This window comes from Kitasatospora acidiphila (assembly GCF_006636205.1).
Taxonomy (GTDB): Bacteria; Actinomycetota; Actinomycetes; order Streptomycetales; family Streptomycetaceae; genus Kitasatospora; species Kitasatospora acidiphila.
On the sequence record NZ_VIGB01000003.1, the window covers coordinates 5,355,515 to 5,376,258 of the forward strand.

Sequence of the window (20,744 nt, forward strand, 5' to 3'; positions counted from 1 at the left end):
ATGAGTTCCACTCTTGCTGGGTGGCTGCAGGCGCTCGCCCTGGTGGGTGCGCTGGCCCTGTGCTACCGACCGCTCGGCGACTACATCGCCAAGCTCCTGACCACCGCCAAGCACCTCAGAGTCGAGCGCGGCCTCTACAAGCTGGTCGGCGTGGACGGCGATGCCGACCAGCGCTGGACCGCCTACCTGCGCTCGGTGCTGGCCTTCTCGGCCGTCTCGGTGCTGTTCCTCTACGGCTTCATGCGCCTGCAGAGCCACCTGATGCTCAGCCTGGGCTTCAAGGCGGTCAACGAGCACAGTGCCTGGAACACCGCCATCTCGTTCGTGACCAACACCAACTGGCAGGACTACAGCGGCGAGTCCACCATGGGCCACCTGGTGCAGATGGCCGGCCTGGCGGTGCAGAACTTCGTCTCCGCCGCCGTGGGCATCGCGGTGGTCGCCACGCTGATCCGCGGCTTCACCCGCTCCAAGACCGACCGGGTCGGCAACTTCTGGGTCGACCTGACCCGGATCTGCCTGCGCCTGCTGCTGCCGCTGTCGATCGTCTTCGCGATCGTCCTGGTCGCCAACGGCGTGATCCAGAACTTCCACGGCTTCCACGACCTCACCACCCTGGGCGGCGACACCCAGTCGATCCCGGGCGGCCCGGTGGCCTCCCAGGAGGTCATCAAGGAACTGGGCACCAACGGCGGCGGCTTCTTCGGCGCCAACTCGGCCCACCCGTTCGAGAACCCGAACGGCTTCACCAACTGGCTGGAGATCTTCCTGCTGCTGGTGATCTCGTTCTCGCTGCCCCGCACCTTCGGCAAGATGGTCGGCGACCACCGCCAGGGCTACGCGATCGTCTCGGTGATGGCCCTGTTCTGGACGGCCTCGGCCGCCCTGCTGACGTTCTTCGAGACCCACCCGGCCGGCACCGCGCTCAAGGCGGCCGGCGCGGCGATGGAGGGCAAGGAGGAGCGTTTCGGCCCGTGGGCCTCCGCTCTGTTCGCCTCCTCCACCACGCTCACCTCCACCGGTGCGGTGGACGCCGCGCACGACTCGCTGACCCCGGGCGGCGGCGGCGTGACGATCTTCGACATGATGCTCGGCGAGATCGCGCCCGGCGGTACCGGCTCCGGCCTGTACGGCATGCTGATCCTGGCCATCGTGGCGGTCTTCGTCGCCGGCCTGATGGTCGGGCGCACCCCCGAATACCTGGGCAAGAAGCTGGGCGGGCGGGAGATGAAGTTCGCCTCCCTCTACATCCTGACCACCCCGGCCATCGTGCTGATCGGCACCGGTGTGGCGATGGCGCTGGGCGGTGAGCGGGCCAACATGGGCAACACCGGGGCGCACGGCTTCTCCGAGGTGCTGTACGCCTTCACCTCGGCGGCCAACAACAACGGCTCCGCGTTCGGCGGCCTGACCGTCATCTCGCCCTGGTGGGACACCGCGCTGGGCCTGGCGATGGTGCTCGGCCGGTTCCTGCCGATCATCTTCGTGCTGGCGCTGGCGGGCTCGCTCGCCAAGCAGCAGCCGGTCCCGGCGTCCGCCGGCACCCTGCCCACCCACAAGCCGCTCTTCGTCGGTCTGCTCTCGGGCGTCGTCCTGATCGTCGTCGGCCTCACCTACTTCCCGGCCCTGGCTCTGGGGCCGATCGCGGAAGGTCTGCACTGATGTCCACCACACTCACTCCCGCACCGGCCGAACAGGGGACGGCCCCCGCACCGCACAGAGCGTCCAGCGGCCTGCTGGACCCGAAGCTGATCGTCAAGTCGCTGCCGGACGCGGTGAAGAAGCTCGACCCCCGGGTGATGTTCAAGAACCCGGTGATGTTCGTGGTCGAGGTCGGCTCGGTGGTCACCACCGTGTCGGCGTGCGCCCACCCCTCGGTCTTCGCCTGGGCGATCACCATCTGGCTGTGGCTCACCACGATCTTCGCCAACCTGGCCGAGGCGGTGGCCGAGGGCCGCGGCAAGGCCCAGGCCGACACGCTGCGCAAGGCCAAGACCGAATCGGTTGCCCGCCGCCTGGTCAACTGGCCGGCGAGCAACGACGAGGAAGAAGTTCCGGGAACCCAGCTCCAGTTGGGCGACCACGTGGTCGTCGAGGCCGGCCAGGTCATCCCCGGTGACGGCGACGTGGTCGAGGGTGTCGCCTCCGTCGACGAGTCGGCGATCACCGGTGAATCCGCGCCGGTGATCCGCGAGTCGGGCGGTGACCGCTCCGCGGTGACCGGTGGCACCAAGGTGCTCTCCGACAAGATCGTGGTGAAGATCGCCACCGAGCCCGGCAAGTCCTTCATCGACCGGATGATCGCCCTGGTCGAGGGCGCGGCCCGGCAGAAGACCCCCAACGAGATCGCCCTCAACATCCTGCTGGCCTCGCTGACCATCGTCTTCCTGGTCGCCGTGGTCACCCTGCAGCCGATGGCGACCTACGCCGGTGCGCCGCAGTCGATGATCGTGCTGGTCGCGCTGATCGTGGCGCTGATCCCGACCACCATCGGCGCGCTGCTCTCCGCGATCGGCATCGCCGGCATGGACCGCCTGGTGCAGCGCAACGTGCTGGCCATGTCCGGGCGGGCGGTCGAGGCCGCCGGTGACGTCAACACCCTGCTGCTGGACAAGACCGGCACCATCACCCTGGGCAACCGCCAGGCCGCCGAGTTCCTGCCCGCCGAAGGCGTGTCCCGGGACGAACTGGCCGACGCCGCCCAGCTGTCCAGCCTCGCCGACGAGACCCCGAGGGCCGCTCGATCGTGGTGCTCGCCAAGACCGACTACGGTCTGCGGGCCCGCGAGCAGGGCGAGTTGACGCACGCCACCTGGGTGCCGTTCACCGCCCAGACCCGCATGTCCGGCGTCGACCTGGAGGAGGCCGACGGCCTGCACCAGGTCCGCAAGGGCGCGGCCGGCTCGGTGGCCAACTGGGTCACCGACAACGCCGGCACGGTCGGCTCCGACGTCGCCCAGCTGGTCGACGGCATCTCCGCGGCCGGCGGCACCCCCTGGTGGTCGCCATCAGGATCGCCGATGCGCCGGCCCGCGTGCTCGGGGTGATCTACCTCAAGGACGTGGTCAAGGAGGGCATGCGCGAGCGGTTCGACGAACTGCGCCGGATGGGCATCAAGACCATCATGATCACGGGTGACAACCCGCTGACCGCCAAGGCGATCGCGGACGAGGCCGGCGTGGACGACTTCCTCGCCGAGGCCACTCCCGAGGACAAGATGGCCCTGATCAAGAAGGAGCAGGAGGGCGGCAAGCTGGTCGCGATGACCGGCGACGGCACCAATGACGCCCCCGCCCTGGCCCAGGCCGACGTCGGCGTGGCGATGAACACCGGCACCATGGCGGCCAAGGAGGCCGGCAACATGGTGGACCTGGACTCCAACCCCACCAAGCTGATCGAGATCGTCGAGATCGGCAAGCAACTGCTGATCACCCGCGGCGCGTTGACCACCTTCTCGATCGCCAACGACGTCGCCAAGTACTTCGCGATCATCCCCGCGATGTTCGCCAGCGTGTACCCCGGTCTGAAGCACCTGAACATCATGGGTCTGCACAGCCCGACCTCGGCGATCACCTCGGCGATCATCTTCAACGCGCTGGTCATCATCGGGCTCATCCCGCTCGCCCTGCGCGGTGTCAAGTACCGTCCCTCCAATGCCAGTTCGCTGCTGGCCCGGAACATCGGGGTGTACGGGATCGGCGGCCTGATCGTGCCGTTCATCGGAATCAAGGCGATCGACCTGATCGTCCAGTTCATCCCCGGCCTGCGCTGAGCAGCGGAAGGAGGAGAAAGACCATGTCCAAGCCCCTGCCCGCCGCGGTGCGCACCTACGCCACCGCCTTGCGGATGCTGCTGGTACTGACCGTGATCCTGGGCATCGCCTACCCGTTGCTGGTCACCGGGATCAGCCAGGTCGCGTTCGCCGACAAGGCCAACGGCTCGGTCGTGACGTCCGACGGCAAGGAGATCGGGTCCAGCCTGCTGGGCCAGAACTACGACCTGCCCAAGACCAACCCGAACGACCCCAAGGAGACGCCCAAGCCGGACCCGAAGTGGTTCCAGCCGCGTCCCTCGGCGGCCGGTTACGACCCGCACGGCTCGGCCGCCAGCAACCTCGGCCCCAACGACGACGGTCTGACCAAGACCATCGAGCAGCGCCGCACCGACGTCGCGGCCTTCGACAAGGTCGACCCGGCCGGCGTGCCGGCCGACGCGCTGACCGCCTCCGGCTCCGGCCTCGACCCGCACATCTCCACGGCCTACGCCAAGGAGCAGGTCAACCGGGTCGTCCAGGCCCGCGGTGGCAAGGTGACGGCCGATCAGCTGAACGCGCTGATCTCCAAGTACACCGACGGCCGCTCGCTCGGCTTCCTCGGTGCCCCGGGTGTCAACGTGGTGCTGCTCAACAAGGCGTTGAGCGAGCTCCAGTGACAACCGCCTCGATCACGTGACTGGACCGGCCCCCCCGCGGGCCGGTCCAGTCACGTCTCCGCCCACCCTCCTGAAGAGAGGACCCATGGCTCGCGATCTCGCCGCCACCGCCCCGCCCCGGCGCGGGCGGCTGAGGGTGTACCTCGGCTCGGCCCCCGGAGTCGGCAAGACCTACCGGATGCTGGACGAGGCCCGGCGCAGACAGGACCGCGGTGCCGACGTGGTGGTGGGCTACATCGAGTGCCACGGCCGCAAGCACACCGAGGCGATGCTCGACGGCCTGGAGGTGGTGCCCCGGCTGCACCGCGACTACCGCGGCACCGACTTCACCGAGATGGACATCGACGCCATCGTGGCCCGCCGCCCCGGTGTGGTCCTGGTGGACGAGCTGGCCCACAGCAACATCCCCGGCGGCCGGCACGCCAAGCGCTGGCAGGACGTCGAGGAGCTGCTAGCCGCCGGCCTGGACGTGATCACCACGGTCAACGTCCAGCACCTGGAGAGCCTCAACGACGTGGTCCAGAAGATCACCGGCACCCCGCAGCGGGAGACCGTGCCGGACGAGGTGGTCCGCCGGGCCGACCAGATCGAACTCGTCGACATGGCCCCGCAGGCGCTGCGCCGGCGGATGGCCCATGGCAACGTCTACAAGGCCGAGAAGGTGGACGCCGCGCTCACCAACTACTTCCGGGTCGGGAACCTGACGGCGCTGCGGGAGCTCGCCCTGCTCTGGGTGGCCGGCCGGGTCGACGAGGGGCTGCGCGACTACCGTGCCGAGCACAACATCGACCGGGTGTGGGAGACCCGGGAGCGGGTGGTGGTCGCGCTCACCGGCGGGCCGGAGGGCGAGACCCTGATCCGCCGCGCCGCCCGGATCGCCGACCGCACGGCGGCCGGCCAGCTGCTCGCCGTGCACGTCACCCGAAGTGACGGCCTGGCGGGTGCCTCCCCGGCGGCGCTGGCCAACCAGCGGCGGCTGGTGGAGACCCTGGGCGGCAGCTACCACGTGGTGGTGGGCGACCACATCCCCACCGCCCTGCTCGGCTTCGCCCGCGCCAACGACGCCACCCAGCTGGTGCTCGGCACCAGCCGGCGCGGCCGCACCGCCCGGTTCCTCACCGGCCCGGGCATCGGCGAGACCACCGTGGACGCCTCCGAGGACATCGACGTCCACATGGTCACCCATGAGTTCACCGGGCGCGGCCGGCTGCTGCCCTCGCTGGGCCGGCGGCACTCCCGGGGGCGCACGGTGGCCGGCTTCGCCTCCGGGCTGGCGCTGCCGTTCGGGCTCACCGGCGTCCTCTCCCAGCTGCACCACACCCTCAACCTGACCACCGACGCCCTGCTATTCCAGCTCGGCGTGGTCGCGGTGGCGCTGCTCGGCGGCGCCGCCTCCGCCCTGGTGGCCTCGCTGATCGCCTCGCTGCTGCTGAACTACTACTTCATCCCGCCGGTGCACACCTTCACCATCGGCGAGACCAACAACGTGATCGCCCTGATGGTCTTCGCGGCGGTCGCGCTCACCGTCTCCACCGTGGTGGACCGGGCCGCCCGGCAGACCCAGCGGGCGGCCAGCGCCACGGCGGAGGCGGAGAGCCTGTCCACCCTGGCCGGCACCGTGCTGCGCAGCCGGGAGACCGACGCCTCGGCCATACCGAACCTGCTCGACCACTCCCGCAACACCTTCGGCCTGGACTCGGTGGCGCTGCTCTCCCGGGAGACCGGCGACGTGCTGGCCCGCAGCGACGCCTCCGGCCCGCGGGACACCCACGGCACCGACACCACCGAGGTGCCGGTGGGCAGCGACGAGCTGCTGATCCTCACCGGGCGCCGGCTGCCGGCCGACCAGCAGCGGATGCTGACCGCCTTCGCCGCCCATGTGGCCGCCGCCCTGGAGCGCGACCGGCTGGCCGCGGTGGCGGCCGAGGTGGAGCCGATCAAGGCCGCCGACAAGATGCGCACCGCGCTGCTGGCCGCGGTCAGCCACGATCTGCGCACCCCGCTGGCGGCGGCGCTGGCCTCGGTCGGCTCGCTGCGCAGCCCGGACGTGGAGTTCTCACCGGAGGACGTCGCCGAACTGCTGGCCACCGCCGACGAGTCGCTGGTCAAGCTGACCCGGCTGGTGGACAACCTGCTCGACATGAGCCGGCTGCAGGCCGGCGCGCTCACCCTGCACCTGGCGCCGGTCCACCTGGAGGAGGTGCTGCCCAGGGCGCTGGACTCCCTGCAGGACCCGGACGCCCCGGTGCAGCCGCTCGGCCTGGAGACCGCGCCCGCCGTGCTGGCCGACCCGCCGCTGCTGGAGCGGGTGCTGGCCAACGTGATCACCAACGCGCTGCGGCACAACGCCCCCGGCGCCCCGGTGCTGGTCAGCGCCAGCGCCTACCCGAGCCCCGAGCCCGGCGGCCGGCCCGCCGAGCAGGTGCAGATCCGGATCGCCGACCGCGGCCCCGGCATCCCGCCGGCCGACCGGGACCGGGTGTTCCTGCCGTTCCAGCGGCTCGGCGACACCGACAACACCACCGGCGTGGGCCTCGGGCTGGCGCTCTCCCGGGGACTGGCCGAGGCGATGGGCGGCACCCTGGAGGTCGAGGACACGCCCGGCGGCGGCACCACCATGCTGCTCACCCTGCCCGCGGCACCACAGGAGGAGGTCTCTTGAATCAGATCCTGATCGTGGACGACGAACCGCAGCTGCTGCGGGCACTGCGGATCAATCTGCGGGCCCGCTCCTACCAGGTGGCCACCGCCGACACCGCCGCGGCCGCCCTGGAAGCCGCCTCCCGGTCCCGGCCGGACGCGGTGCTGCTCGACCTGGGCCTGCCCGACCTGGACGGCGTGCAGGTGATCCACCGGCTGCGGGACCGCGGCCAGGTGCCGATCATCGTGCTCTCCGGCCGCAGCGGCGCGGACGACAAGATCCAGGCGCTGGACGCGGGCGCCGACGACTACGTGACCAAGCCGTTCCTGATGGACGAGCTGTTCGCCCGGCTGCGGGCCGTGCTGCGCCGCCCGGGCACCGCGGCCCTGCTGAACCAGGTGGTGATCGGCGACCACGTGGTGGACCTGACGGCCGGCACGGTGACCAGGGTGGCCGGGCACGGGCCGCTTCAGCTGCGGCTCACCCCCACCGAGTGGAAGATCCTCACCATGCTGCTGGCCAGCCCCGGACGGCTGCTGCCGGGCCGCCAGATCCTGCGTGCCGTCTGGGGTCCCGGGCACGAGGAACGCGGCAACTACCTGCGGGTCTACCTGGCCGGACTGCGCCGCAAGTTGGAGCGCGACCCGGCCCGGCCGCGCCATCTGATCACCGAGCCGGGGATCGGTTACCGCTACGAGCCCTGACGCCTCCTCCGGTCCGCGCTAATGATCCGTCAAGACCGTGGTCGCGGGTGCCAAAGGAGCGTCAAGGAGGCGCAGAATCCTCGATGCGCGCGGCTAGCTTCAGTCGTGCGGAAACGGGGAGGACGCGCGGCGATGGCAGTCGGGGAGCGAACAGCGGTGGTATCGGGGGAGGGTCCGTCCGGGGGGACGGGCCCTGATACCGGAAGCACGACTGCCGCGCCGCGCACCGCGATCCAGGCGGTGGCCGGCGGGCTGACCCTGCCGGCCCGGCTGCGGCGGCTCCGGGCGGCCGGACACTGGACCACCCCGCGCCGGGTCCGGGCCCTCACCGCGGCGGTGCTGGCCGCCCTGCTGCTGATGATCGGGCTCACCGCGAGCCTGCTGACCGGCGCCCGGGACGCCGTGGACGAGATCGGCCACCGCACCGCCCCGCAGGCCGAGCGGGCCGCCGACCTGTACTTCGCGCTCGGCGACATGGACGCCCAGGCCGCCAACCTGCTGCTGGTGGGCGCCGATTCACAGCACGCCGGCCAGCGCGACGGCGTCCACAACACCTATGAGCAGCGCCGCGCACAGGCCGACAGCGATCTGGAGCAGGCCACCGAGGCGGTCGGCGGCAGCGCTGCGGCCCGCCAGGCGGCCCGGGCCGAGCTGGACGCGCTCGGCCAGTACGAGGGCCTGGTGGCCCGGATGGACGAGCAGGAGGGCGCCGCCAAGGCCGGCCCTGGACACCCGCCGGCGGACGCGCTCGCCACCTACCGGCAGGCCACCGACCTGCTGCGGACCCAGCTGCTGCCGGGCGCCGACCAGGTGGCCAAGAGCAACGCCGACGCCGTCGACCGGCGGTACGCCGACGAGCGGTCCGCGCTGGGCAGCGGCTTCTGGGAGCTGCTCGGCAGCGGCCTGCTGGTGCTGATCGCCATCGCCGTGCTGCAGCGCACCCTGGCGGTCCGCTACCGCCGGCTGCTCTCCCCGCCGCTGCTGCTCGCCGGGGTGCTCACGCTGGCCGGCCTGATCTGGGCGGTCACGCTGACCTCGGGCACCTCGGACCGGCTGCACACCGCCAAGGTGGACGCCTACGACTCGGTGCTCTCGCTCGGCCGGGCCCAGGCGGTGGCCTACGACTCCAACGCCGACGAGAGCCGCTGGCTGGTCGACCCGGAGCGGGCGGGCCAGTACCAGCAGAGCTTCCTCGACAAGAGCCAGCAGATAGCCGGCTTCGACGGCATCGCCGACTACTCCGGCTACCTGCCGAGGCTGTCCGCCGCGGTCAACGCGCACCACACCGCCGCCGACGCGGTCGACTTCCGCGGCTACCTCGGCGACGAGCTGCGCAACATCACCTTCCCCGGCGAGCAGCAGGCCGCCGACAAGCTGCTGGACGACTACCTGACCTACCAGCAGGACGACGCCAAGATCCGCGAACTCAACGGCCAGGGCAAGCTCGCCGACGCGATCACCTTCGACACCGGTACCAACCCGGGGCAGTCCGACGGTGACTTCACGGCGCTCAGCAACGACTTCGACACCGTGGTCGGGATCAACCAGCAGGCGTTCCACCAGGCGGTCAGCCAGAGCGACGACGACCTCGGCGCGGGCAGCGCGGCCGGTCTCGGGGTGCTCGGCGCGGGCGCCCTGGTGCTGGCGGTGCTGGCGGTGCGGCCGCGGCTGCGCGAGTACCGCTGACGGTCAGTCGAGGTGGTGGCCGCTCTGCCGGGGCAGCGCCAGCGCGACCGTGTCCGCGAACTCCCGTACCGCGCTGGTCCGGGAGACCACCCGGCCGCGGTGCACCACCAGCCGGCTGTGCCCGCCGGAGAGCGCGCCCGTCAGGCTGTCCCCGCGCACCGCGAGCAGCTCGGCGGGGAAGCCCGCGTCCACCCGCACCGGCGGCAGGTCCATCAGCAACCGGGCCTGGCCGCTGACCGCCTCGTAGGCCGCCGCCGGACTCAACACCCCACCGGCGGCCAGCAGATAGGCGGCCTCCAGCGGATCGGCCCGGCCGACCGGATTGGCCGCGTCCCGCAACGCACCGCTGCCTGCGGCCAGTTGAACCTGATGTCCGGTCAACTCCCTTAGCGCTGCGGTAGGCAGGCCCTCCGGCGGACCGTCCAGCTCGCCGCAGCCGCCGCTCTGCGGCAGGCAGAGCACCCGGGCGCCGGCCGCCCGCAGCGCCGCTCCGCTGCCCGGTCGCAGCCGGTCGCACGGGCCGAGCGCCAACCGCGGGCGCAGCGGGGCCAGCGGTGCCAGCAGCCGGGCCAGCTGCGCCGGGTCGCCGCCCCGCAGATGCAGGTCGAGCGGGCGGTCGAACTCGGCGGCCAGTGCCGCCGCCAGCCGTACGAAGCCCACCGGGTCGGGGTCGAGCTCGGGGCAGCCGCCGACCGCGTCCGCGCCGAGCCGCAGCGCCTCGCGCAGCCGGGCCCGGCCGTCCGCCCCGGCGCGGCCGGTGAGCAGCCGGGGCATCGCCACCGCCTGCAGCTCGGTGAGGCCGTTCAGGGCCTGTCGGGCGGTGAGCACCGCGTCCAGGCGGCGCAGCCCGTGCGGTGCGCCGATCCGCACATGGGTGCGCTGGGCGGTGGCGCCGTAGCCGAGCGAGGTGAGGGCGGCCTCGGTGACCCGGCGGACCAGCCGGCCCGCCTCCTCGCCCAGGGGCTGGTCCGGGGTGGCGGCCGGGGGCGGTGCGGTGAACGCGCTGTCGTGGTGGGCGTGCGGCTCGGCGGGTGCGGGCAGCAGCAGATAGCCCGTCAGATCGATCCGGGCGCCCGAGGTCACCGCCGGCTCGGTGCCGGTGACCGCGCCGGCCGGCAGGGCGGCCAGCGGCAGCGGGCCGAGGCAGCCGGCGGTGCCCACCGCCTGGATCCGGGTGCCGCTGACCCGTACGTCCACCAGTCGGCCGTCGGCCAGCCGGGCGCCCGCCAGCAGCAGCACCGGCCCGTGGTCCAGCGGGTTGCCGCCCCGGACGCCGGAGCCGGGCGGGCCGTGCCGCGGGCCGTCGGGGGCTGCGCCGTCCCGACTCATGCGCCGACGTCCCGACTCATGCGCCCGCCCCGCGTTGCTCGCTCACCGGCCGGCTCCTCCCTGGAGATCACTGGCCGCTGAGCCTACGAGCCGTCGGGCCGCCCGCCGCGCAGGCTCGCGCGGGCCCGCCGGGGAGCGGCGCGGGCGGGCCGGACCCGATGGCCGGGCTCGTGCATCCGTACGAGTCCGCGACCTGGGATCTTGCCGCCGGAGTACGGATTTCACCTTGGGACCGGAACCGTGTAATCTCTTCCTCGTTCGGCCGGTTCGCCCCTATAGCTCAGTCGGTAGAGCGTCTCCATGGTAAGGAGAAGGTCTGCGGTTCGATTCCGCATGGGGGCTCTGATGATCAGTGTCCGTTTCGGCGGGCACCGATCATCAAGGCGGTGTAGCTCAGTTGGTAGAGCAAGCGGCTCATAATCGCTGTGTCACCGGTTCAAGTCCGGTCACCGCTACCCCGCGTAGTCGGTCGGAGGCTAACCCCCCGATCGGCTACTCTTGTTGTGTCATCACCCATTGTCCAAGGAAGGCACTCCCGTGGCTGCCACCGACGTCCGCCCGAAGATCACGCTGGCCTGCGTGGAGTGCAAGGAGCGGAACTACATCACCAAGAAGAACCGGCGTAACGACCCGGACCGCCTTGAGATGAAGAAGCACTGCCCGCGTTGCAACTCACACACGGCGCACCGCGAGACCCGCTGACCCTTTAGGGCATCATCGGGCCTGGCATGACAGGTCATGACTTCAGGCCGCACCCTTCTCCGGGGTGCGGCCTGAAGTCGTTTTCGCGTGTGACCCGACGTCGTTTTTTCCCATCGCACAGCTGAGGAGCACGTCAATGGCGCTGGACCCCTCGTTCATCGGGCGGAGTTACCCGCCCACCGCTCCCTATGAGGTGGGCCGGGAGAAGATCCGCGAGTTCGCCCTGGCGGTCGGCGACCTGAACCCCGCCTATCTGGACCAGTCGGCGGCCAAGGCGCTCGGCTACCCGGATGTGATCGCCCCGCCGACCTTCGCGATCGCCCTCGCCGTGCCGGCCTCCGACCAGGTGATCGAGGACCCGGCGCTGGGCCTGGACTACAGCCGGGTGGTGCACGGCGACCAGAAGTTCAGCTACAGCCGCCCGCTGCGCGCCGGTGACCGGGTGCGGGTGACGGTGCGGATCGAGAACATCAAGTCGCTCGCGGGCAACGATGTGCTGACCGTCACAGGCGAGATGCACGAGGAGAGCGGCGAGCACCTGGTGACCACCGTCATGACCCTGGTCTCGCGGGCGGTCCCGGACGACGAGACGAAGGGCGAGTGACCCCGATGGCGATCAGCTTCGACGAGGTCGAGGTCGGCACCGAGCTGCCGGCCCAGTCGTTCCCGGTCAGCCGCGCCGCGCTGGTGCGCTACGCGGGCGCCTCGGGCGACTTCAACCCGATCCACTGGAACGAGAAGTTCGCCGTCTCGGTGGGCCTGCCCGATGTGATCGCGCACGGCATGTTCACCATGGCCGAGGCGATCCGGGTGGTCACCGACTGGGTCGGCGACCCGGGTGCGCTGGTGGAGTACGGCGTGCGCTTCACCCGCCCGTGGTGGTGCCCAACGACGACGCCGGCGCTGTGATCGAGGTCTCAGGCAAGGTGGCCAAGCTGCTGGACGGGCGCCGGGTGCAGGTCGACCTGGTGGCGACCAGCGGCGGCCTGAAGGTGCTGGGCCAGTCCCGTGCGGTGGTGCAGCTCGGCTGACGCCGCCCGACCGCTCGGTTTCCCACCGCGCGCCGCTCCCTCACGGGGGCGGCGCGTGGTGCTTTTCGGGGAGCAGTCGAACACGTTGCGTGGTCGGATGCCCGGGGCGTACGGTCCTGCGCAGCACCGAGGCGCCTGATATCCCGGCAGGCCGACCAGGTGTGCGGCAGGCACCGCGACGCTGTGTCCGGCCTGTCCGGCAACGAACGCATCGACCCGGGCATCCGTGTGTCCGGAGCCAGAACGTGCGTACCCCCACGGTCCCTTGACGGCCGTCGGCAATGCCCGGAGGGCCGTTTTCCGCGGCCTGAGCCGTCCGTTCCCCCCGAATCATTCCCAGCGGCCCGGCAGGGCCTTGAGCGTGAGGGGTCTCCCATGTCCACCACCGCCACGCGGTCTCGTTCCGACTCGGCGCCCGGCCTGGTCCGGCCGCTGCGCGAGGCCCAACTCGGCCTGGGCACCGTCTACTTGGTCCACCCCGGCGGGTCGGCCGCAAGCGTTCACCGATCGCTGGCCGGCGCGCTGCCGCAGGGCGTCGGGCTGACCGTGCTCGACCTGGCCCAGCTGCCCGAGTACCACCAGGGCGCACTCGACGGCGGTCGGACCGCGACCGCCCTGGCGACGCTGGCCGACCGGCTCGCCGGGCAGCTCGCCGAGCTCACCGGCGCCGCACCCGACTCGCCCTGGTCGCTGGGTGGCTGGGCGTTCGGCGGAGTGCTGGCGCAGGCCCTGGTGGAGCGGCTGCCGGCCGATCGGCGCCCCGCCGAGCTGGTGCTGCTGGACAGCATCGCGCCGGTCGCCGCCCACCGGCGGTCGGGCGGGGAGCCGGAACCGGCGCAGCTGCTGCGCCGGTTCGCCATGTACCTGGGCGTCAGACACGGGCGCCGGATCGAACTCGATCCGCAGCGGCTGGCCGGCTGCGACCCCGACCGGGGCCTGCTGCTGGTGCTGGACGCTGCGATCGGGGCCGGCGCCGTGCTCCCCGACACCCCGCCGCCCGGGCTGCGCAAGCTCTACGAGACCTATGCGGACGCCTTGGCGCGCGACGACCGCCTCATCGCCGCCCACCGACCCGGGCCCGCCTCAGTGCCGCTGGTGCTGGTCACCGCCGAGCACGGCCTGCTGCCCGGCGACGACACGCTGGGCTGGGGCCAGCTCGCCGGGGCCGGCCTGACCGTCCACCGGTGTGCCGGGGATCACTACACGATGCTCATCAGGCCGGATGCCACGGCCCTGATCGCCGGGCTGCTCCGGCCCACCGGGCGCGACTGACCCGGGCCGCCCGTATACCGTGGACCGGTGCACGTGACCGAGAACGCCCCGCTCGCCCCGCTGACCACCCTGCGCCTCGGCGGCCCGGCCCGCCGACTGGTGACCGCGCGGACCGACCAGGAGGTGATCGCCGCCGTCCAGACGGCCGACGCGGTCGGCGAGCCGCTGCTGGTGATCGGCGGCGGCAGCAACCTGGTGATCGGCGACGACGGCTTCGACGGCACCGTGCTGCGGATCGCCACCACCGGCCTCGAGCTGGACGGCACCACCCTGGAGCTGGCCGCCGGCGAGAACTGGGCCGACGCGGTGCAGACGGTGGTGCTGGAGCACGGCCTGGCCGGCATCGAGTTCCTGGCCGGCATCCCCGGCTCGGCCGGCGCCACCCCGGTGCAGAACGTCGGCGCCTACGGCCAGGAGGTCGCCCAGACCATCACCGAGGTGGTCGCCTACGACCGGGCGGCCGGCGAGGTGGTCACCCTGAGCAACGCCGACTGCGCCTTCTCCTACCGGCACAGCCGTTTCAAGGCCGAACCGGACCGCTGGGTGGTACTGCGGGTCCGGTTCGGCCTCGCGGACAACGACGGCCTGTCCACCCCGGTCCGGTACGCCGAGGTGGCCAAGCACTACGGCGTCGAGCAGGGCGAGCGGGTGGACGTGGCCGCCGCCTGGAACGCGGTGCTGCTGCTGCGGGCCGGCAAGGGCATGGTGCTGGACGAGGAGGACCACGACACCTGGTCGGCCGGCTCCTTCTTCACCAACCCGATCCTCACCCCGAGCAGTACCAGGCCTTCGCGGCCCGGCTCGGCGACCTGCGGGCCCCCGCCTACCCGGCCCCGGACGGCCACACCAAGACCTCGGCGGCCTGGCTGATCGACCACGCCGGCTTCAAGAAGGGCTACGGCAGCGGCCCGGCCACCCTCTCCACCAAGCACACCCTGGCGCTCACCAACCGGGGCCGGGCCACCACCGCCGACCTGCTCGCCCTGGCCCGGGAGATCCGCGCCGGGGTGCACGCCGCCTTCGGCGTGGAGCTGGTCAACGAGCCGGTCTTCGTCGGGGTGGAGCTCTAGCTCACCGCCTGGACCGGTTGCTCCACCAGACCGCCAGCACGATCAGCAGGACCAGCAGCACGATCCAGAAGAAGAGCCCGCCGCCGGGCCCGGGGGCGTAGTAGCGCCCGTAGTAGTGGTGGTGCACCACATGGTGGGTCACCACGTGATGGGTGACGGTGTGGTGGGTGACAGTGGTGTGGGTGCTCCCCGTTGTTCTACTCACGGGACATCAGATTGTCAGATCAGAGGCCGGATAAGCCAGGCGTCGATCTCCGCGAGCAGTTCCTTGCGCACCCCCTCCGGGGCCCGCGAACCGCGCACCGACTGCCGGGCGAGCTCGGCCAGCTCCGGATCCGTGAACCCGTGCTCCTCCCTGGCCAGCTGGTACTGCGCGGCCAGCCGGGAGCCGAACAGCAGCGGGTCGTCGGCCCCCAGTGCCAGCGGCACCCCGGCCTCGAACAGCGCCCGCACCGGCACCGCATCGGCCTTCTCGTAGACCCCCAGTGACACGTTGGACGACGGGCAGACCTCGCAGGTGATCTGACGGTCGGCCAACCGCTGCAGCAGCCGGCGGTCCTCCGCGCTGCGCACCCCGTGCCCGATCCGCTCCGCCCCGAGGTCGTCCAGGCAGTCCCGCACCGACTCGGGACCGGCCAGCTCACCCCCGTGCGGGGCCGCCAGCAGCCCGGCCCGCCGGGCGATCGCGAACGCCCGGTCGAAGTCCCGGGCCAGCCCGCGCCGCTCGTCGTTGGAGAGCCCGAAGCCCACCACGCCCTGGTCGGCGTAGCGCACCGCCAGCCGGGCCAGGGTGCGGGCGTCCATCTCGGACTTCATCCGGTTGGCCGCCACCAGCACCCGGATCCCCACCCCGGTGGCGGCCGAGGCCTCCCGGACCGCGTCCAGGACCAGCTCCAGCGCCGGGATCAGCCCGCCCAGCCGGGGCGCGTAGGAGGTCGGATCGACCTGGATCTCCAGCCACCGCGAGCCGTCCGCGACCTCGTCCTCGGCGGTCTCCCGGACCAGCCGGCGGATGTCCTGCTCGTCCCGCAGCACCGAGCGCGCGGTGTCGTAGAGCCGCTGGAACCGGAACCAGCCCCGCTCGTCGGTCGCCCGCAACTTCGGCGGCGTTCCCGAGACCAGCGCCTCGGGCAGCCGCACGCCGTGCTTGTCGGCCAGCTCCAGCAGCGTGGCCGGGCGCATCGATCCGGTGAAGTGCAGGTGCAGGTGGGCCTTGGGCAGAGTCCAGACGTCTCGCTGTTCCATTCACGAATCCTGCCGCATCCCCCGCACGAACGGGAACCGCCCCGGTCGGATCCCTCGATGGGGTGACCGGGGCGGCTCCCGACAGGCTGACGAACGGTCAGTCGCGAGCCTCGGAGAGCAGCTTCTGCATCCGCGCCACGCCCTCGACCAGGTCGCTGTCGCCCAGTGCGTAGGACAGCCGCAGGTAGCCCGGGGTGCCGAAGGCCTCGCCCGGCACCACCGCGACCTCGGCCTCGTCCAGGATCAGCGCGGCCAGCTCACTGGAGGTCTGCGGGCGCTTGCCGCGGATCTCCTTGCCCAGCAGCGCCTTGACCGACGGGTAGACGTAGAAGGCACCCAGCGGCTCGGGGCAGTAGACGCCCTCGATCTCGTTGAGCATCCGCACGATGGTCTGCCGGCGGCGGTCGAAGGCCACCTTCATCTCGTCCACCGCGGACAGGTCGCCGCTGACCGCTGCCAGCGCGGCCCGCTGCGCCACGTTGCTCACGTTGGAGGTGGCGTGCGACTGCAGGTTGGCGGCGGCGGCCACCACGTCCTTGGGGCCGATCATCCAGCCCACCCGCCAGCCGGTCATCGCATAGGTCTTGGCCACACCGTTGACCACGATGCACTTGTCGGCCAGCTCCGGCAGCAGCGCCGGCAGTGAGCTGAACGTGGCGTCGCCGTAGACCAGGTGCTGGTAGATCTCGTCGGTCAGCACCCACAGGCCGTGCTCCAGCGCCCAGCGGCCGATCGCCTCGGCCTCCTCCCGGGTGTAGACCGAGCCGGTCGGGTTGGACGGCGAGACGAAGAGCACCACCTTGGTGTTGGCGGTCCGGGCGGCCTCCAGCTGCGCCACCGAGACCTTGTAGTCGGTGGTCTCGTCGGCCACCACATCGACCGGCACACCGCCGGCCAGCCGGATCGACTCGGGGTAGGTGGTCCAGTACGGGGCCGGGACGATGACCTCGTCGCCCGGGTCCAGGATCGCGGCGAAGGCCTCGTAGATGGCCTGCTTGCCACCGTTGGTCACCAGCACCTGGGAGGCGTCGACCTGGTAGCCGGAGTCCCGCAGGGTCTTCGCCGCGATGGCCGCCTTGAGCTCGGGCAGGCCGCCGGCGGGCGTGTAGCGGTGGTTCTTCGGGTCCCGGCAGGCCTCGACGGCGGCTTCGACGATGTAGTCCGGGGTGGGGAAGTCCGGCTCGCCGGCGCCGAAGCCGATGACCGGGCGGCCGGCCGCCTTGAGGGCCTTGGCCTTGGCGTCGACGGCAAGGGTGGCGGACTCGGCGATGGCGCCGATCCGGGCGGAGACCCGGCGGTCCGCAGGACGACTGTTGGCGGGGGTGGAAGCGCTCATACAGGCATCGTTGCAGAACGGGGTGCGTGATCGGACCGGGGTTTCACCATACGTACGCGCCGAGTCCGCCTGGCGAGAGGTTCGACCAAACGGCTTTCACCCCGTACACTCACTGATCAACGCCCCGGGCCAACCGGAAGCCGCTCCGAAAAGCGTTCACCACGCCGACGGTCGGATGAGGTAGGTTATGGGACGACCGAGGCGCCGCGAGGCGCTGAAGGGCACTAGCTCAATTGGTAGAGCACCGGTCTCCAAAACCGGCGGTTGGGGGTTCGAGTCCCTCGTGCCCTGCTGCTTGATCCAATTCCAGCCCGTTCGCTCCACTGGAGCGAGCGGGCTTGATGCGGAGAGGGCCCCAAGTCCGCTTTGCCCAGCAAACGACCCGGATTCAGGTGAGGACGAGTGACGGAGACCACGGGCTCCACCGCAACGCCTGAGAGCGGCAACCACGACGACGCCGAGGACGCGGCGGTCGACGCTGCCGAGACCGAGGACGGCGAGGGCCTCTCCCGTCGCGACCGCAAGCGTGCCAACAAGGCCAAGGGCGGCGAGGGCGGCAAGTCGGGTGGCAAGCGGGCCAAGCGCGGCCTGTTCTCCCGCATCGCCCTGTACTACCGGCAGATCATCGCCGAGCTGCGCAAGGTGGTCTGGCCCACCCGCAGCGAGCTGATGAACTACACCAGCGTCGTGGTGGTCTTCGTCGGCGTCATGATGACCATCGTGGCAACCCTGGACTGGGGGCTCGCCAAGGCCACCTTCTGGATCTTCGGCTGACCACGCCGGACAGCGCTTCACCACCCGACCCGGGTCGTCCCCTCACAGCACCAAAGGGGGACCGCCCGGGTCTAGCTGTCGTCACCTGCCGGGCGAGCCCGCTACCGTTGAGTCGGTACTGTTGAGGCTTGCCCCCGCAGCGGTACCCATCTCCACCTCTCCAGGAAAGAAGCAGCCACCGTGTCTGAGTCCCCCCTGTACGACGCCGACGAGACCGTCCGCGAGGCGGATGTCGCCGCCGAGCTGGATGCGGCTGAGGCTGCCGACCCCGAGGACGCCGAGCAGATCACCAGCGGCGTGGACAGCGACGAGGACGAGGTCGAGGCGGCGGACCAGGCCGAGGCCGGGGTGCCCGCCGAGGAGGCCGCGCTGCACGTGGTGAGCGAGGACGCCGCCGAGGCCGGCGAGGAGGCCGAGGCCGCTGCCGAGGAGGCCGTCGAGGTCGACCCGGTCGCCAAGTTCCGCGAGGAGCTGCGGTTCATGCCCGGCGAGTGGTACGTGATCCACACCTACGCGGGCTACGAGAACCGGGTGAAGCAGAACCTGGAGCAGCGCGCGGTCTCGCTCAACGTCGAGGAGTACATCTTCCAGGCCGAGGTGCCGCAGGAGGAGGTCGTCCAGATCAAGAACGGCGACCGCAAGACCATCCGGCAGAACAAGCTCCCCGGCTACGTGCTGGTCCGCATGGACCTCACCCCCGAGTCCTGGGGCGTGGTGCGCAACACCCCGGGTGTCACCGGCTTCGTCGGCAACGCCTACGACCCGTACCCGCTGACCCTGGACGAGGTCGTCAAGATGCTGGCGCCGGACGTCGAGCGCGCCGCGGCCAAGGAGGCCGGCAAGCCGTCGCCGGTCAAGCCGAGCGAGATCCAGGTGCTGGACTTCGAGGTCGGCGACTCGGTCACCGTCACCGACGGTCCGTTCGCCACCCTGCAGGCGACCATCAACGAGATCAACCCGGACTCCAAGAAGGTCAAGGGCCTGGTCGAGATCTTCGGCCGCGAGACCCCGGTCGAGCTGTCGTTCGACCAGATCCAGAAGAACTAGCACAGCCAGAAGAACTAGTACTGCCGGACGTACTAGTCACCGAAAGCTTCTCGGGGGCGGGGCCGCGGCCTCGCCCCCGGGCTCGTTTTGGACCAGCGGCGCCCACGCGTTAGCCTGGTCCGCTGTGTGTACTCTCGCCCGGGTGTCGCCCCGGAGTCGTACACACGTCCATCGAAGGAAGGACCCGGAGAGACATGCCTCCCAAGAAGAAGAAGGTCACGGGGCTTATCAAGCTCCAGATCAACGCCGGTGCGGCCAACCCGGCGCCGCCGGTCGGCCCCGCGCTGGGTCAGCACGGCGTCAACATCATGGAGTTCTGCAAGGCCTACAACGCGGCCACCGAGTCGCAGCGTGGCATGGTCGTGCCGGTGGAGATCACGGTCTACGAGGACCGCTCCTTCACCTTCATCACCAAGACCCCGCCGGCCGCGCGCCTCATCCTGAAGGCCGCGGGCATCGAGAAGGGCTCCGGCGAGCCGCACAAGACCAAGGTCGCCAAGCTGACCTCGGCCCAGGTGCGCGAGATCGCCACCACCAAGCTCCCCGACCTGAACGCCAACGACCTGGACGCCGCGGAGAAGATCATCGCGGGTACCGCCCGGTCCATGGGCGTCACCATCGAGGGCTGAACACCCTTTTCGTAGGCCAGTGGTAGGGCCCAGCGCGGCCCGAGATACCACGACTCCACCAACACAGGAGCAGCAGTGAAGCGCAGCAAGGCCCTCAAGGCCGCGGACCTCAAGGTCGACCGCGACCGTCTCTACGCCCCGCTCGAGGCCATCCGCCTCGCCCGGGAGACCTCCACCACCAAGTTCGACGCGACCGTCGAGGTTGCCATGCGCCTGGGTGTCGACCCGCGCAAGGCCGACCAGATGGTCCGCAGCACCGTCAACCTGCCGCACGGTACCGGTAAGACCGCCCGGGTCCTGGTCTTCGCGACCGGCGACCGTGCCGCGGCTGCGGAGGCTGCGGGCGCCGACATCGTCGGCTCCGACGAGCTCATCGACGAGGTGGCCAAGGGTCGTCTGGACTTCGACGCCGTCGTCGCCACCCCGGACCTCATGGGCAAGGTCGGCCGCCTGGGCCGCGTGCTCGGTCCCCGTGGTCTGATGCCGAACCCGAAGACCGGCACCGTCACCCCGGACGTGGCCAAGGCCGTCACGGACATCAAGGGCGGCAAGATCGAGTTCCGCGTCGACAAGCACTCGAACCTGCACTTCATCATCGGCAAGGCGTCCTTCACCGACGAGCAGCTGGTCGAGAACTACGCCGCCGCCCTTGACGAGGTGCTGCGGGCCAAGCCGTCCGCCGCCAAGGGCCGCTACATCAAGAAGACCGCGGTTTCGACCACCATGGGCCCCGGCATCCAGGTGGACCCGAACCGCACCCGCAACCTCCTGGTCGAGGAGGACCCGGCCGCCGTCTGACGGTTCGCCCGGTCTGATTGACTGATCGTCAGGGCCCGTACTCCCTTGTG

General features: G+C 71.2%; 16 protein-coding genes, 3 tRNA genes and 3 pseudogenes. 18 read left to right on the top strand and 4 right to left on the bottom strand.

Going from position 1 to position 20,744, the window contains the following annotated elements; genetic code table 11:
* The 6 genes and pseudogenes from kdpA (at position 1) to E6W39_RS25505 (ending at position 9,461) form a co-directional block, all read left to right on the top strand.
* Entirely contained in the window at positions 1-1,662 is a 1,662-nt protein-coding gene (gene kdpA / locus E6W39_RS25480) for a potassium-transporting ATPase subunit KdpA (protein ID WP_141635516.1), read from the top strand.
* A pseudogene (gene kdpB, locus E6W39_RS25485) lies at positions 1,662-3,771 on the top strand (potassium-transporting ATPase subunit KdpB). Before kdpA ends, kdpB begins: the two are co-directional and overlap by 1 nt.
* A 23-nt stretch (positions 3,772-3,794) precedes the next feature.
* The gene (gene kdpC, locus E6W39_RS25490; protein WP_141635517.1) at positions 3,795-4,430 is read left to right on the top strand and encodes a K(+)-transporting ATPase subunit C; all 636 of its coding nucleotides are present in this window, start codon (positions 3,795-3,797) and stop codon (positions 4,428-4,430) included.
* Positions 4,431-4,515: 85 nt separating this feature from the next.
* Complete coding sequence (locus tag E6W39_RS25495; RefSeq protein WP_141635518.1) at positions 4,516-7,092, top strand: sensor histidine kinase; 2,577 nt, start codon at positions 4,516-4,518, stop codon at positions 7,090-7,092.
* Positions 7,089-7,775 carry a response regulator gene (locus E6W39_RS25500; RefSeq protein WP_141635519.1) on the top strand — a complete coding sequence of 229 codons (687 nt, stop codon included), beginning with the start codon at positions 7,089-7,091 and terminating at the stop codon, positions 7,773-7,775. The genes E6W39_RS25495 and E6W39_RS25500 overlap by 4 nt, the downstream gene beginning before the upstream one ends.
* A 240-nt stretch (positions 7,776-8,015) precedes the next feature.
* On the top strand, positions 8,016-9,461 hold the full coding sequence (locus E6W39_RS25505) for a hypothetical protein (RefSeq protein ID WP_141635520.1): 1,446 nt from the start codon (positions 8,016-8,018) through the stop codon (positions 9,459-9,461).
* A 3-nt stretch (positions 9,462-9,464) separates the two neighbouring features.
* Here the strand turns inward: E6W39_RS25505 and E6W39_RS25510 are convergent, their stop codons facing one another.
* Entirely contained in the window at positions 9,465-10,790 is a 1,326-nt protein-coding gene (locus tag E6W39_RS25510) for an amidohydrolase family protein (protein WP_141635521.1), read from the bottom strand.
* Positions 10,791-11,059: 269 nt separating this feature from the next.
* Here E6W39_RS25510 and E6W39_RS25515 point away from each other — a divergent pair.
* The 7 genes and pseudogenes from E6W39_RS25515 (at position 11,060) to E6W39_RS25545 (ending at position 14,865) form a co-directional block, all read left to right on the top strand.
* A tRNA-Thr gene (locus E6W39_RS25515) sits at positions 11,060-11,132 on the top strand.
* Positions 11,133-11,172: 40 nt separating this feature from the next.
* Positions 11,173-11,245 (top strand) — tRNA-Met (locus E6W39_RS25520).
* An 82-nt stretch (positions 11,246-11,327) separates the two neighbouring features.
* Complete coding sequence (gene rpmG, locus E6W39_RS25525; RefSeq protein ID WP_006604855.1) at positions 11,328-11,492, top strand: 50S ribosomal protein L33; 165 nt, start codon at positions 11,328-11,330, stop codon at positions 11,490-11,492.
* A gap of 136 nt (positions 11,493-11,628) precedes the next feature.
* The gene (locus E6W39_RS25530) at positions 11,629-12,096 is read left to right on the top strand and encodes a MaoC family dehydratase N-terminal domain-containing protein (protein ID WP_141635522.1); all 468 of its coding nucleotides are present in this window, start codon (positions 11,629-11,631) and stop codon (positions 12,094-12,096) included.
* A gap of 5 nt (positions 12,097-12,101) precedes the next feature.
* Positions 12,102-12,523: pseudogene (locus tag E6W39_RS25535) on the top strand (MaoC family dehydratase).
* A gap of 375 nt (positions 12,524-12,898) precedes the next feature.
* Positions 12,899-13,795 (top strand): thioesterase domain-containing protein, encoded by an 897-nt coding sequence (locus E6W39_RS25540; RefSeq protein ID WP_141635523.1) that lies wholly within the window; start codon positions 12,899-12,901, stop codon positions 13,793-13,795.
* Positions 13,796-13,822: 27 nt separating this feature from the next.
* Positions 13,823-14,865: pseudogene (locus tag E6W39_RS25545) on the top strand (UDP-N-acetylmuramate dehydrogenase).
* 1 nt (position 14,866) lies between these two features.
* Here E6W39_RS25545 and E6W39_RS25550 read toward each other — a convergent pair.
* The 3 genes from E6W39_RS25550 to E6W39_RS25560 form a co-directional block, all read right to left on the bottom strand.
* Positions 14,867-15,070: a hypothetical protein gene (locus E6W39_RS25550; protein ID WP_141635524.1), complete on the bottom strand. Its 204-nt coding sequence runs from the start codon at positions 15,068-15,070 to the stop codon at positions 14,867-14,869.
* 14 nt (positions 15,071-15,084) lie between these two features.
* Positions 15,085-16,110, bottom strand: coding sequence for an adenosine deaminase (locus tag E6W39_RS25555; protein ID WP_141635525.1), 1,026 nt, complete (start codon positions 16,108-16,110; stop codon positions 15,085-15,087).
* A 97-nt stretch (positions 16,111-16,207) separates the two neighbouring features.
* Positions 16,208-17,446: a pyridoxal phosphate-dependent aminotransferase gene (locus E6W39_RS25560; RefSeq protein ID WP_141635526.1), complete on the bottom strand. Its 1,239-nt coding sequence runs from the start codon at positions 17,444-17,446 to the stop codon at positions 16,208-16,210.
* Positions 17,447-17,664: 218 nt separating this feature from the next.
* On the opposite strand from E6W39_RS25560, the gene E6W39_RS25565 reads away from it, so the two are divergent.
* The 5 genes from E6W39_RS25565 (at position 17,665) to rplA (ending at position 20,694) form a co-directional block, all read left to right on the top strand.
* A tRNA-Trp gene (locus tag E6W39_RS25565) sits at positions 17,665-17,737 on the top strand.
* Positions 17,738-17,848: 111 nt separating this feature from the next.
* Positions 17,849-18,220 (top strand): preprotein translocase subunit SecE, encoded by a 372-nt coding sequence (gene secE / locus E6W39_RS25570; RefSeq protein WP_141635527.1) that lies wholly within the window; start codon positions 17,849-17,851, stop codon positions 18,218-18,220.
* Between the two features lie 180 nt (positions 18,221-18,400).
* Positions 18,401-19,267 carry a transcription termination/antitermination protein NusG gene (gene nusG / locus E6W39_RS25575; protein WP_181799447.1) on the top strand — a complete coding sequence of 289 codons (867 nt, stop codon included), beginning with the start codon at positions 18,401-18,403 and terminating at the stop codon, positions 19,265-19,267.
* Positions 19,268-19,461: 194 nt separating this feature from the next.
* Positions 19,462-19,896 carry a 50S ribosomal protein L11 gene (rplK, locus tag E6W39_RS25580; protein WP_141635528.1) on the top strand — a complete coding sequence of 145 codons (435 nt, stop codon included), beginning with the start codon at positions 19,462-19,464 and terminating at the stop codon, positions 19,894-19,896.
* 75 nt (positions 19,897-19,971) lie between these two features.
* A complete protein-coding gene (gene rplA, locus E6W39_RS25585) occupies positions 19,972-20,694 on the top strand; it encodes a 50S ribosomal protein L1 (protein WP_141635529.1) in 723 nt (240 codons plus the stop codon).
* Positions 20,695-20,744 lie beyond the last annotated feature (50 nt).